This is a genomic window from Yimella radicis (assembly GCF_054778255.1).
The window spans coordinates 217,068-229,882 of record NZ_BAAGZR010000010.1 but is presented as its reverse complement, the minus strand read 5'-3'; the positions used below and the strand labels follow the sequence as shown (position 1 = coordinate 229,882).

11 protein-coding genes are annotated in these 12,815 nt (G+C 67.0%); 3 read left to right on the top strand and 8 right to left on the bottom strand.

The genetic code is table 11. The features are described from left to right. Window positions 1-6: 6 nt before the first annotated feature. From ACYU8W_RS10540 to ACYU8W_RS10530, 3 genes are read right to left on the bottom strand one after another with little or no spacing between them, the layout of a single operon-like run. Window positions 7-483: a hypothetical protein gene (locus ACYU8W_RS10540; RefSeq protein WP_499468917.1), complete on the bottom strand. Its 477-nt coding sequence runs from the start codon at window positions 481-483 to the stop codon at window positions 7-9. Between the two features lie 9 nt (window positions 484-492). Further along, window positions 493-2,178 carry an AMP-binding protein gene (locus ACYU8W_RS10535; RefSeq protein ID WP_499468915.1) on the bottom strand — a complete coding sequence of 562 codons (1,686 nt, stop codon included), beginning with the start codon at window positions 2,176-2,178 and terminating at the stop codon, window positions 493-495. A 28-nt stretch (window positions 2,179-2,206) separates the two neighbouring features. Then, window positions 2,207-3,160 carry a cyclase family protein gene (locus ACYU8W_RS10530; RefSeq protein WP_141927771.1) on the bottom strand — a complete coding sequence of 318 codons (954 nt, stop codon included), beginning with the start codon at window positions 3,158-3,160 and terminating at the stop codon, window positions 2,207-2,209. 175 nt (window positions 3,161-3,335) lie between these two features. Between ACYU8W_RS10530 and ACYU8W_RS10525 the strand changes: the two genes are divergently transcribed. Together ACYU8W_RS10525 and ACYU8W_RS10520 are read left to right on the top strand one after the other, a co-directional pair. After that, window positions 3,336-4,253: a TetR-type transcription factor C-terminal domain-containing protein gene (locus ACYU8W_RS10525; RefSeq protein ID WP_499468913.1), complete on the top strand. Its 918-nt coding sequence runs from the start codon at window positions 3,336-3,338 to the stop codon at window positions 4,251-4,253. Then, entirely contained in the window at window positions 4,250-5,551 is a 1,302-nt protein-coding gene (locus tag ACYU8W_RS10520) for a hydroxyacid-oxoacid transhydrogenase (protein WP_129627062.1), read from the top strand. Before ACYU8W_RS10525 ends, ACYU8W_RS10520 begins: the two co-directional genes overlap by 4 nt. Window positions 5,552-5,927: 376 nt before the next feature. Here ACYU8W_RS10520 and ACYU8W_RS10515 read toward each other — a convergent pair whose 3' ends face one another. The 3 genes from ACYU8W_RS10515 to ACYU8W_RS10505 are packed head-to-tail and all read right to left on the bottom strand — an operon-like array spanning window position 5,928 to window position 8,658. After that, window positions 5,928-7,412: an aminopeptidase P family protein gene (locus ACYU8W_RS10515; protein ID WP_499468910.1), complete on the bottom strand. Its 1,485-nt coding sequence runs from the start codon at window positions 7,410-7,412 to the stop codon at window positions 5,928-5,930. Between the two features lie 25 nt (window positions 7,413-7,437). Continuing rightward, on the bottom strand, window positions 7,438-8,145 hold the full coding sequence (locus tag ACYU8W_RS10510) for a hypothetical protein (RefSeq protein WP_499468908.1): 708 nt from the start codon (window positions 8,143-8,145) through the stop codon (window positions 7,438-7,440). Between the two features lie 9 nt (window positions 8,146-8,154). Further along, window positions 8,155-8,658, bottom strand: a complete 504-nt coding sequence (locus tag ACYU8W_RS10505; protein ID WP_499468906.1) for a hypothetical protein — start codon at window positions 8,656-8,658, stop codon at window positions 8,155-8,157. A gap of 163 nt (window positions 8,659-8,821) precedes the next feature. Between ACYU8W_RS10505 and ACYU8W_RS10500 the strand changes: the two genes are divergently transcribed. Continuing rightward, the gene (locus ACYU8W_RS10500; protein WP_499468904.1) at window positions 8,822-9,670 is read left to right on the top strand and encodes a PHP domain-containing protein; all 849 of its coding nucleotides are present in this window, start codon (window positions 8,822-8,824) and stop codon (window positions 9,668-9,670) included. Between the two features lie 276 nt (window positions 9,671-9,946). Here the strand turns inward: ACYU8W_RS10500 and ACYU8W_RS10495 are convergent, their stop codons facing one another. Then, the gene (locus tag ACYU8W_RS10495) at window positions 9,947-10,972 is read right to left on the bottom strand and encodes a helix-turn-helix transcriptional regulator (protein WP_499468903.1); all 1,026 of its coding nucleotides are present in this window, start codon (window positions 10,970-10,972) and stop codon (window positions 9,947-9,949) included. After that, the gene (locus tag ACYU8W_RS10490; RefSeq protein WP_499468901.1) at window positions 10,969-12,645 is read right to left on the bottom strand and encodes a DEAD/DEAH box helicase; all 1,677 of its coding nucleotides are present in this window, start codon (window positions 12,643-12,645) and stop codon (window positions 10,969-10,971) included. The genes ACYU8W_RS10495 and ACYU8W_RS10490 overlap by 4 nt, the downstream gene beginning before the upstream one ends. Window positions 12,646-12,815: the final 170 nt, after the last annotated feature.

Here is a 12,815-nt window from a genome sequence, read left to right as displayed (position 1 = left end):
GGGGATTCAGTGTCTGCGGCGTAGCCGTCCGAAGTGTCGTGGCCGCCAACGGTCGGTCGTCGCGGGCGTCTGCTCCGGCGGACGGGCACCGGAAGGCTCGTTCGCGCCGGGTTGCGGGACCGGGGCGTCGACATCGACGTCGATCGCCCAGACCGCACAGGAGGCCTTCCACCGGTCCAGCACTTGTTGACCCGGAGCGCCTTGGCGCGCGCCCATCAGAGCGGTGATCGCGGGCTCCCAGGCCGGCACGCCCGGACGCAGCCGGAAGGCGCTCGCAGGCACCGGGCCGACCCGGGCGCGGGTGTCCTTGGTACGCAGGATGACCTCGATCTGCTCAGGCAGCACGGGCAGTTGCTGCTCGTCGGGGCCACTCACGACGTACAACCGACTGCCGTCGACGGCGTGCCACACCGGCCATGGTCGACCCTCGACGACCAGCCAGCTGATCGCCGACCGGGGGAGCACCGCACCAACCTCGCTCATGCGCGCAGACTACTGACTCGCAGCCGAACCCGTCTTCGCGTCGTCGCGCAATTGCCGGCGCAGGATCTTGCCCGTGGTGGTCTTGGGCAGTTCGTCCATCAGATCGACGTGTCGCGGGTACTTGTAGGCGGCCATGCGTTCCTTGCAGAACTGCACCAGTTCCTCGGGGGTGGTCGACGAGCCGTCATTGAGCGACACGTACGCCTTCACCGACTCACCGCGGTACTCGTCGGGCACGCCGACGACCGCGACCTCCCGGACGTCCGGGTGGGTGTAGAGGACGTCCTCGACCTCGCGCGGCCAGACCTTGTAGCCGGACGCGTTGATCATGTCCTTCTTGCGATCGACGATGTAGAACCAGCCGTCCGCGTCGATGAATCCGACGTCACCGGTGCGCAGTTCGCCGCCCGGCAGTGACTCCGCGGTCGCCTCCGGCTTGTTCCAGTAGCCCGGGATGACCTGTGGACCACTGCTGCAGATCTCGCCGACCTCACCCGGCGCAAGCTCCTCGCCGTTCTCGCCGACAATGCGAACAACGGTGTCGTACACCGGGACTCCCACTGACAGTGCACCTGAATCCTCATCGACCGGAGCCCTTGATCCAGCCGGCACGCAGTGCGTCGGCGAGTTCGTCTCGGTCAGACCGTAGGCGTTGTGGATGTAGTGACCGGACAGCTTCTCGAACCGGTCGGTCACCGCCGGCGCGATCGGTGCGCCACCGGAGTAGATCAGCCGGAATGAGGAGAAGTCGTCCTTGCTGACGCCGGGTGTCGAGGACAGCGCGATGAAGACCGTGATGGATCCGATGGTGAACGTCGGGCGGTGTTCACGCAAGGTGTCGAGCACGACGTTCGGCTCGAAGCGGTAGGCCAGCACCAGTGGACAACGAGCCGCGATCGCCGCCCCCACGTGCCCGACGAGCCCGGTGATGTGGAACAGCGGTGCGATGCCGAGCACGCGATCCTCGCTGGTGAGCTTCATCCACCGCAGATAGGTGGAGGAGTTGAACGCCATGTTGGCGTGGGTGTTCATCGCACCCTTCGGTACACCGGTGGTGCCGGAGGTGTACGTCAGCACCGCGATGTCGTCCGGGGCAGGGGTGCGCGTCCTCGGCTCGCGCCCGGCGTACTCCTCGATGATTTGCGACAGCGCGGTCGTGCCCTCGGGGGCGTCGCCCCGGCGGACGTCGGCGAACAGGCGCTCGTCGTCGCGGCTCTGTTCATCGAGCGGGTTGACGCTGACCACGGTGCGGACGGACGTCTGCCCACTTTCGACCACGCCCGCGACGACCTGGTCGTACAGCTCGTCGTGGCACAGCACCGCCACGGCACCGGAGTCACCCAGCAGGTAGGTGAGTTCGCGGGCCTTGCTCATCGGGTTGATCGCGACGCCGCAGCCACCGGCCTTCCACGCGGCGACCAACCCGATGAGGAAAGCGGGATGATTCTGCAGGTAGAGAGCAAGCCGGTCACCCTCGGCAAAACCGCTCTCCTGCAGGAAGACTGCGAGCGTGTCGGATCGCTCGTCGATCTCCTTCCAGGACAATGCGCGGTCGAACCACAGGACGGCGGTGTCGTCCGGTGCGGCTTTCACGGCTTCACGCCACAGCGACAACATGTCAGGTCGGTCGGCGGTGATGCGGTGCGGCTGACCGTCCTCGTACCGCGCCAGCCAGGGGTGCTCGGCGTTGCTCATTCTGCGTCAGGTCCTCTCGTGCTCGCTGCTACTTGATCGCGAGCGGGTTGACCGGCGAACCGGTGGCGCGGTGCACCTTCAGGGGAGCGGCGGCGTACAGGAAGGTGTACTGCTTGTCCTGCGCGCTGGACTCCGCGAGCGTCTCCAGGTCGCAGATCTCGGTGAGCGTGACGCCGAGGTTGCGCATGAGCGCGTTGTGCAGCACGAGGGCGACGCCGTTGTTCGGGTCGTAGGTGACCTCGTTGGCGATCGTGTCGGTGACCAGGTTGGGGATCTCCATGTCCTGGAACCACTCGACGAGTTCGGGGCTGTAGACCAGGCCGGGCTCGTTGAAGCCCTCGTAGAACTTCTCACCCTCGTCGAAGAAGCGCTGGATGAAGTTGGTGCGGATCACGATGATGTCGTGCTTCTCGATCGTCGTGCCCTGGGCCTCGGCGCACTTGACGAGGTCTTCGTGGGTGAAGGTCTCACCCTTGTCCATCGCGTCCTTGCCGACGAACCGCGCCATGTCGAGCAGGATGCCGCGTCCGACGACACCGCGCTGCGCGATCGGCTCGACGCTGGCCTTGTCCATGCCGCCGACGGTGGTGCGGGCGTCGTAGCCGTTCCACAGCTTGCCGCCGTACCAGACGTGGCCGAGGGCGTCGTACTGCGTGGAGCCCTGCAGGAAGGCGTTGATCTTGTCGTCGGCGTAGTGCAGGCCGCCGGGATACTGGGGTGCGTCGTCGCTGTCCCAGGTGGCCTCGTCCAGCAGCATCGTGCGCTCCGCGGGGGCGCGGCCTGGCCACACCGGGTCGCCCTTCGGGTCGTTGATCAAGCGCTGGAGGGTGTGCACCTCGCCCTTGGTGACCGACTTGATGCCACGCAACACCTCTTGATCGGTGAGGTAGTTCAGCGAACCGACCTCGTCGTCCGGGCCCCATTTGCCCCAGTTCGAGGGGGAGTCCTTGAGCAGTTCGTCGAGGCTGATGGCGTCTGACATGTGGGACCTCCGCAGTGAGAAGCGGGCCGAACGCCCGCTCGGTCATATTTGACGTGTGTGGTCAGCGTCACAAGCCGACGACGGGATGTCAACAGGGATCCAGCCAGATTCTCACCAGGTAGACGCTCGTCCAACAACTCTTTCGCGGATCATCATGTTCATCTAGCCTGAACACATGTCGACGATCACCACGGGCGTGCGCGTGGGGCGATCGGTGCGCGCGCACCGGCAGCGACAGGGAATCTCGTTGCGCGACCTCGCCGCTCGGCTCGAGGTCAGCCCGGCGACACTCAGCGGTATCGAGAACGGCAACACCGCGCTCTCGGTGGACCGGCTGTTCCACATCGCCGACGAGCTCGACGTGTCCGCGCCGCGGCTGCTCGAGCCCGGCGATGTGGGCGACCTCCCGCATCCGCCGGCGACAGCCAAGGGTCTTGCTTCATGGCCCGACCTGCCGGACAGCGGCGCCGGTGACTGGCGCACATTCCACGATCTCCCGCTCGACCCAGCACTGAGCGGTGCGCTGATCGCGTTCTGCGAGAAGGGTTTTCACGGAGCGTCGATCCGCGACATCGCCGACTGTGCGGGGCTCAGCGTGGCCGGCCTCTATCACTATCACCGGTCCAAGCAGTCCATGTTGCCTGCGTTGCTCGACCTCACGATGGCCGACCTCTTCTGGCGCCTGGAAGCCGCCCGCGACGGGGACCCGGATGCCGATGAGCGACTGCATCGCACGGTCGAATGCCTCGCGCTCTACCACGCACGGCGTCCCCGCTTGGCTTTCCTCGGTGCGAGCGAGATGCGCAGTCTCGCGCCGTCGGACCGCAGCCGGATCACCCGGTACCGCAAGGACGTGCAGAGGATGCTGGATGACGACATCCGCGCCGCTCTGCGCGAGAACCCCGATGCCGACCGCCTCGTGGTGACACTCGGCAACTCGATCTCCACCATGTGCACCTCGATCGCACAGTGGATCCACCACGACGGTTCGATCAGCCCCGAACTGATCGCCGTCGACTATGCCGACGCCGCAGGCGCCATGGTCACCCAGAGACGTCAACCCGCAACCCGATCCCGAAAGGCCACACGATGAGCACCCTTCCCACGCCACAGTCCCCGGAGAGCGTCTTCACCTACGGTGCGCCGCAGCTGAAGTTCGGTCCCGGCGCGGCCGACGAGATCGGCTACGACCTCAGCCTGACCGGAGCCAAGCGCGTCCTGGTCGTGACCGACCCGGGCGTCGCCGAAGCCGGGGTCGCACAGCGCGTCGCCGACCAGATGGGTCAGTTCGGCATCGAGGCCATCGTCTGGGACGGCACACATGTCGAGCCCACCGACGACTCGCTGCGTGAGGCCGTCGACTACGGCCGGTCGAACGGCCCATGGGACGCGTTCGTCGCCGTCGGGGGCGGCAGCAGCATCGACACCGCCAAGGCGATCAACCTGATGACGTCCAACGAGGGCGAACTGATGGACTACATCAACGCACCCGTCGGTGGTGGCAAGGCGCCCCAGAACCCGCTCAAGCCGCTGGTCGCCGTCCCCACCACGACCGGTACGGGTTCGGAGAGCACGACCATCTGTGTGCTCGACGTGCTCTCGCTCAAGGTGAAGACCGGGATCAGTCACGCCCGGCTGCGTCCGACGATGGCCGTCATCGATCCGATGGTCACGCTCACCCAGCCGGCCGGGGTGACCGCCGCCGCCGGGATGGACATCCTGTGCCACGCCCTCGAGTCGTACACCGCGCGTCCGTACACCTCCTACGAGCACAAGCAACCGCACGAGCGGGTGCCCTACTGCGGGTCGAACCCAATCGCCGACATGTGGTCGGAGAAGGCACTGGCGCTGCTGGCCGGGTCCTTCCGCACGGCGGTCCACGACGGAGACAACCTGGAGGCACGTGCGGACATGGCGCTCGCCGCCACCTTCGCCGGCATGGGCTTCGGGAATGCCGGCGTGCACATCCCGCACGCGAACGCCTATCCGATCGCCGGCCGGGTCAAGGACTTCCACCCGAAGGACTACCCCTCTCACGAGCCGATGGTGCCGCACGGAATGTCGGTGTCGCTCACGGCTCCTGAGGCCTTCCGGTTCACGTTCGATGCCGACCCCGAGCGGCACCTGAAAGCTGCCCGGCTGCTCGCGGCCGGTGCTGACAAGAACTACGACTCCGTCCCTGACGCCGAACTGTTACCGACCGTCCTCATCGACCTCATGCGTGACATCGACATCCCGAACGGGTGTGGCGCGGTCGGCTACGACAGCAGCGACATTTCCGACCTGGTGGAGGGGACGATGAAGCAGCAGCGTCTGCTCACCACCTCGCCCAAGCCGGTGACCGAGGAAGACATCGCAGGCATTTTCGAGCGGAGTCTGAACCTCTGGTGAGCTGGTGACGACCCGACCGCAGCCGCCCGCCGAATTCTCGGCGGGCGGCTGTCGTCCGGGGAAGGAGTGTGTCGAAGGTCTCGTTGTTTCAAATTGGAAGTTTTCGATATCGAAATGTACGATAGAGAACATCAAGGCCACCGACAAGACCCAGGAGAGGAGGCCGGTGATGCTCGGTCAGACGCCGTTCACGCGCCACCAGCTGGCGATCGTCAAGGCTGCAGACGCATACCGCACGGAGAAGTCGCGTTCCAGCGCCCTGCGCGGATTGTTCAGCCGCTGATTCGTCGGGAAGCCGCTGCCAGCACAGCAGCCTCCTCGCACATGACTAAGGTCCTCAACCGAATTCGGTTGAGGACCTTCGTCGTGGGGCCGATCAGCCGCGCTGCACCCGGGCGATCCACTCCTCGACGTCGCAGCTGCTGCGTGGCATGTGATCGGACAGGGTGCGGTGCCCGTCCTGCGTCACCAGGACGTCGTCCTCGATTCGGACGCCGATGCCACGGAACTCCTGCGGCACGAGTTGGTCGTCCGCCTTGAAGTACAACCCCGGCTCGACGGTCAGGATCATGCCCGGCTTGAGCTCGGCGTCCATGTAATCCTCCTTCCGGGCCAGCGCGCAGTCATGGACGTCGATACCTAGGTGGTGGCTCGTGCCATGCACCATCCACCGACGGTGGTATTGGCCCTCTTCGGTGTCGAGCGTCTTCTCGACATCGACTCCCTCGGGCAACAGGCCCCACTCGAACAGGTGCTCGGCAATGATTCGGATCGCGGCCGCGTGCACATCGCTGAACTTGTTGCCCGGCTTCACCGCGGCGATGCCGGCCTCCTGGGCGGCGTGCACCGCGTCGTAGATCTTGCGCTGCACCTCGGAGAACGTGCCGTTGATCGGCAACGTCCGTGTGATGTCGGCGGTGTAGAGCGAGTCGACCTCGACGCCGGCGTCGAGCAACAGCAGGTCGCCGTCCTTCACCTCGCCGGTGTTCTTGATCCAGTGCAGCGTGTTCGCGTGGTCACCGGAGGCGCAGATGGAGTCATATCCGACGCCGTTGCCCTCGTGGCGGGCGACCAGTCCGAAGACGCCCTCCACCCAGCGCTCGCCGCGTCCGCTCTCCAACGCCTTCGGCAGATCGGCGATGACCGCCTCGAAACCACGCTCGGTGGCGTCCACCGCGTCCTGCATCTGCTCGATCTCCCAGTCGTCCTTGATCAGACGCATGGTGGAAAGAACGCGGGCCAGCTCGTCGTCGAGCGTCGTCTCCTGCTGCTCGACACCCGCTTCGCTGCGCACTTTGTCGACCAACGCGGTGATCTCGCGGTCGGCGTCGCGCACCACGGCGAGTTGGACGGCGCCGGCATCCTTGGCCAGCGCGTCGGGCAGCTCGTCGATGTGCCGAGCGGTCACACCCAGCTCGGCCTCGATGTCTTCCAACGTCGGGCGGGCGCCGACCCAGAACTCGCCGTAGCGCGAGTCGCCGAAGAACTCCTCGGTGTCGCGCCCGGCCAGCGGACGGAAGTACAGCACGGCCTCGTGGCCGGATTCGGTCGGCTCCAGCACCAGCACCGCATCGGGTTCGCGATCACTGCCCAGGCCGGTCAGGTGGGCGAACGCCGAGTGCGGCCGGAACTGATAATCGCAGTCGTTGCTGCGGACCTTCAGGCCGCCGGCAGGCACGACCAGTCGTCGACCGGCGAAATCGGCGCTGGCCGACGCGCGCCGGTCGGCCGCGAAATCGGCCACCCGTGCGCGGTCGGGCGCGCTGGTGTCCCGTTCGGCCCAACCGGACGCAACGAACTGGCGGAATGCCTTGGTGTACGGACGGCTTCGGTGCTCGGGTTTCTTCTGCTCTTCACTCACCCGACCATCGTCGCACGGCCACGGATCAGCTCGTCCAGGTCCAGGAGCCGAGGATCGCGTTCATCGCGCTGTCACCCGCAGCCTTCTCGCTCGTGGCGTTGGTCATCGTCGAGATGTAGACCGTGTTGCCCTTCTGGGTGAAGTACTGCGTCTGCGACATGTCCTTGCCGCTTACCGTGCGCTTGACGACGTAGCCCTTGGCATCGCCGCCGGCGATCTTTCGGTCGGCCACCGGGGTCACGGTGGCGTTCTGCTGACGCATCTGCGTGGCGCCGGCGTTGACGTAGGCATCGAGGTTCTGCCCCGGGGCCCCCGGGGTGCTGACGACGTTGAAGTTGCTGAAGACGCCACCGGTCGGCTTGTCGGCCTTGATCGCGAGGACGATCTGGGCGTTCGGCACGGTCGCCTTGGCCCAACCGGCCGGCTTGGTGACGTGGAACTCGTTCTTGCTGTCGGCCTCGGCGCCCGACGGCAGCCCGCCGCCTGCGCTGCTCGATGCCGAGCTGGTCGGGCTCTCGCTGGGCGAGGAGGACTGCGGGCTGGAGCTCGAGGAGGTGCTGCTGGAGGTCGAGGAGGAGGGCGACTCGGTCGACGTCGAACTCGCGGCAGAGGACGTGGTCGAGGAACTCGTCGAGGAGTTGGTCGAGGAGTTGACCGTGACCGGCGCATCGGAGGCACACGAAGTCAGCAGGACGGCAGTGGCAGCAGTGGCGAGGCAGGCAGTTAGGCGCATGCCGCAAGGCTAGACCGTGGTGCGGTCCTGCCGGGCGTCCAGGGTAGTGCGGGATACCTCTGAGCGCGCGAAATGTTCAGCATTCTCCGGATGCCACAACAGTGCCGCTGCCGCCACCCCCACCAGAGCCACCGCCAACGCGAGCACGGTCGCCACCGGCGACGGATAGCCGCGTGTCAGCAGACTCCAGGTGTGCAGCAGCGCGAACAGCGCGAGCACGGTCGCCGCGATCCGCGACCACCGACGTCCACGTCGGTTCAGCCAGGCCATGACCAACCAGATGACTGCTGCGACGCAGGCGGACACAGCCAGCACGGTGACCATCGTGCTCGTCGCCTGGTCCACCTCGATCGCCGTAAGCCGCTCCCGGGGGTGGGTGCGGCCACGTTCCTCGAGTCCGGCTCGAATATCGTCGCGCAGCGTCGATGCCACCAGGGCGCTGAGCGCGGAGAGGGTGGCACCGACCCACATGAGCAGCACGGCGCGCCGCAGCGGCCGGGGTGCGTCGTTCATCAGTTCCTCTTCGAGTCGAGCGTCATCCACGTGGGCAGCGAGCGGTCATCGCGCCACGACGTCTGACTTCGCACCGACAGTAGCCGTTCCTCCGCCCGGTGGATCGGCCTCGTTGATTCCCTGCCCGGCCTGTCCGATTGTGCCTGCGGCGTAGCCTGCTGGGGTGCGCATCGACCTCCATACCCACTCCATCGAGTCCGACGGAACCCAGACTCCCGCCGACGTCATCCGGTCGGCGCAGAAAGCCGGTCTCGACGTCGTGGCGTTGACTGATCACGACACGACCTCCGGCTGGGAATCAGCCCGGAGCGTCGCGCAGGACGTGGGGATCGGCTTCGTCCCCGGCATCGAGATCTCCTGCGAGATCGATCACCTGAGTCTGCATCTGCTCGGCTACCTCGTCGACCCGCAGCACAGCGGGCTGTTGGGCGAAATGGAGAACGCGCGTATCTCCCGCGAGGGGCGCGCCATGGCGATGGTCGACCTGCTCGAACCCGACACCGGCCTCACCTGGCAACACGTGCAGGAGCAGGTCGCGCAGGGCGCCACGATCGGACGTCCGCACATCGCGGACGCGCTTGTGCAGATCGGTGCCGTGGCCGACCGGGCGGACGCCTTCGACCGGTTTCTGTTCTCCGGCAGCAAGTACCACGTCGGCCATTACGCGGTCGATCCGGTACGCGGGGTCGAACTGGTGCTGGCGGCGGGCGGGGTGCCGGTGCTCGCCCACCCGTTCGCCCACGTCACCGGACGGGTGGTCGCCGACGCCACGGTGGAGGCGATGATCGAAGCCGGGCTCGCAGGGATCGAGGTGGATCACCGTGACCAAGGGCCGGCGCAGCGGGCCCACGCGCTGGAGTACGCGACCCGTCATGGGCTGATCCGTACCGGCAGCAGTGACTATCACGGGGCCGGCAAGCCCAACCGTCTGGGTGAGAACACCACGGACCGCGCCGAGTTCGAGCGGTTGCTGGCCCTGGCGAGCGGACCGACCGAGGCGTTCGTGCCATGAGTCGGTGGGTCCGTTCGGCGCCATCGGTTCAGTACCCGGAGTAGGTCTAGGACCTGCCGGGGCGACCCCCGCAGCGTTGCAGCCGCCCGGGTCGACCGCCTGAGCGGCTCGGGAAACACCGATAGCCAGCATCCCCCCTGCATGCTGGCTACCGCGTGGTGGTCTTTCGAGGCCGATGGAACATCGGACCCTTCCTCGAATCTCCGCCATGAACATCGTGCCGGGTTTCGTCAAGCGTCGCCATGAGACTTCGGCGTAGGTTCGCCGGCGAGGGTCCTAGGACCTTTTGCGCGGCTCCGGAGGGGATGTGGCCAGCAGGTCGGCCATCGCGAAAACGATCGCCGAGCGCTGGCCGACACCCAGCTTGCCGAGCACGCTGCCGACATGTGTCTTGACTGTCTTCAGTGAGATGCCGAGTTCCTGTGCGATCTGCGCGTTCGTCAGCTGCTCGGTGGCGATCATCGTCGCGACCTGGTGCTCGCGCGGAGTCAGATCGACCCGCACCGGTTGCTGATCGTCGACCGCGCCGGAGGTCAACGGTTGGGTGAGCATCCATTCGGCCATGTCGACCTGGGTCTGCTCGAGCGTCATGCGTACGGCCGCGATGTCACGGAGCAACTTGTCGTCGCCGATTTCCTCGACGGCCCGAGCGATCTCGCCGGTCCGACGGTAGGCCGCCTCAAGTTGGTCGGTGATCTGGACGAAGCGTTCTCGTGGATCGCCCGACATCGCGCTGTTGAGTTCGGGATGCAAGGAGTACAGCGCCTCGGGTGCGGCTCCGACGTGGCGGTCGCGAGCCTGCGCAAGCATCAGTGCCTCCCCGAGCCAGAGCGCCGCGTGAACGACCTCGTCGTCGTACACGTCCGGCGTCAAGCTCTGGATCGACATCAGTCCGGCGATGTCACCGGTGTCAGGGTCCTTCAGCGGCACGATCACCGCGTCGGCGGAGATCTCGTCCGGGTCGCCGAACGGGATCGTCCGACTCAGCAGCGCACCGTCATCGGAGCGGAAGACGTACGGCCGCCCGCTGCTGCGGATCCAGTGGGACAGACCGCCCTTGCCGAACTTGGTCACGTCCGGCTGCAGGTGCCGATCGTGGTCGTAGATGTACGGGATCACGACCGTGTCTTCACCGTGGAAGAAGCCCAGGTAGAAACTGTCGATCGGTGCGATGTTGTGCAGCGTCATCCGGCAGATCGAGTAACGGCGCCGGTTCGAGCCCGGTTCGGAGGTGCGCAGCCGGTGATCGGCGAGCCGCAGATGGCTCACGACCCGATCGGAGAACGGCCGCTGCGTGCTCACGACGAAGTGCTGCCCGACGCGTCGCCGTTTCCGCCGGCGTTCCCGCTGCGGGTCCGGCGACGGCGACGCGGCCGTGTGGCACCTTCGCCACTCGCAGACCCGCTGTCGTCCTTCGACCGCTTCGGTGCGCTCTCGGACGCACCGTCGCGTCCACTGTCGCGTCCACCGGAGCGGCGCTCTCCGTCGCGGCCGCCACGTCCGTTGCCACCGCTGCGGCCACGGCCGGCACCGGAGGCACGGCCGGACCCGCGAGCACGGTTGCCGGCCGATGCACCGACCTCGCCGAGGTCCTCGAGTTCCTCCGCATCGAGGCCGGCACGGGTACGCGCCGAGCGCGGCAGCTTCCCGGTGACCGAGGGGTCGATGTCGAGGTCGGTGAACAGGTTGTCGGAGGAGGAGTAGGTCTCCACCGGTTCCGGGATGCCGAGGTCGAGGGCCTTGTTGATCATCGTCCAGCGGTGCAGGTCGTCCCAGTCGACGAACGTGACTGCGGTGCCGGTCTGGCCCGCGCGTCCGGTGCGTCCGATGCGGTGGACGTAGGTCTTCTCGTCCTCGGGGCACTGGTAGTTGACGACATGGGTGACGTTGTCGACGTCGATTCCTCGCGCTGCGACATCGGTCGCGACCAGCGTGTCGATCTTGCCGGAGCGGAACGCACGCAGCGCCTGCTCACGAGCACCCTGGCCGAGGTCACCGTGGATCGCGGCCGCGGCGAACCCGCGCTCGGCGAGATCGTCCGACACCTTGGCGGCGGTGCGCTTGGTGCGGGTGAAGATGATGGTGAGGCCGCGGCCCTTGGCCTGCAGGATGCGGGCCAGCATCTCGACCTTGTCCATCGCGTGGGCGCGATAGACGAACTGGGTCGTCGCCTTGACCGTGTGGGCGTTGCCGCCGTCCTCGGTCATCGCGCGGATGTGGGTCGGCTGGGTCATGTATCGGCGCGCGAGTGCGACGACGGCGCCGGGCATGGTGGCCGAGAACAGCATCGTCTGGCGTGAGGCGGGAGTCATCGCGAGGATCTTCTCGACGTCCGGCAGGAAGCCCAGGTCGAGCATCTCGTCGGCCTCGTCGAGGACGGTCACCTTCACATTGCGCAGGTCGAGGTCACCGCGCTGGCTGAGGTCGATCAGACGGCCGGGCGTGCCGACGACGACCTCGGTGCCGCGCTTCAGAGCGGCGATCTGCGGTTCGTACGCGCGTCCGCCGTAGACGGCCTCGACGCGCACCGAACGGCGCGTGGACGCGGTCTTGAGGTCGTTCGTGACCTGGACGGCCAACTCGCGGGTCGGCACGACGACCAGGGCCTGCGGTGCACCCGGCACGGTGAGGGTGTCGAATCCGTCCTCGTCCGGGCCGGTGACCCGGTGCAGCAGCGGCACGCCGAAGCCGAGGGTCTTGCCGGTGCCGGTCTTGGCCTGGCCGATGATGTCGTGGCCGCCCAGTGCGACCGGCAGGGTCATCGACTGGATCGGGAACGGAGCCAGGATGCCGGCGTCGGCCAACGAGGCGACGATGCCGGGACGGACGTCGAAATCGGCGAATGTCTGCTCGACGACAGGTGCCGGCGCAGCGTCGGAGGCATCGAGGGTGACGATGTCGGCCTCGGCGATCGTGGGCTCGGCGTCGGGCTCAGTGGTGGGTTCAGTGGTGGGGTCGGTGTGGATGTCGGTCATGGGTGTGGTCGATTCCTTCGATCGGGCGTCTACGCCGTGCGGACGCGGGTGCGGCACAGGCGTGACTTGAGGGGAGCCGATCGGGAGTCTTCGCGGGCGGCCTCGGGGCCGCCGATGGTTCGATGCGTGTCATGTGTGCCGACCGGGCACCGTTGTTGACAAGGCAATCG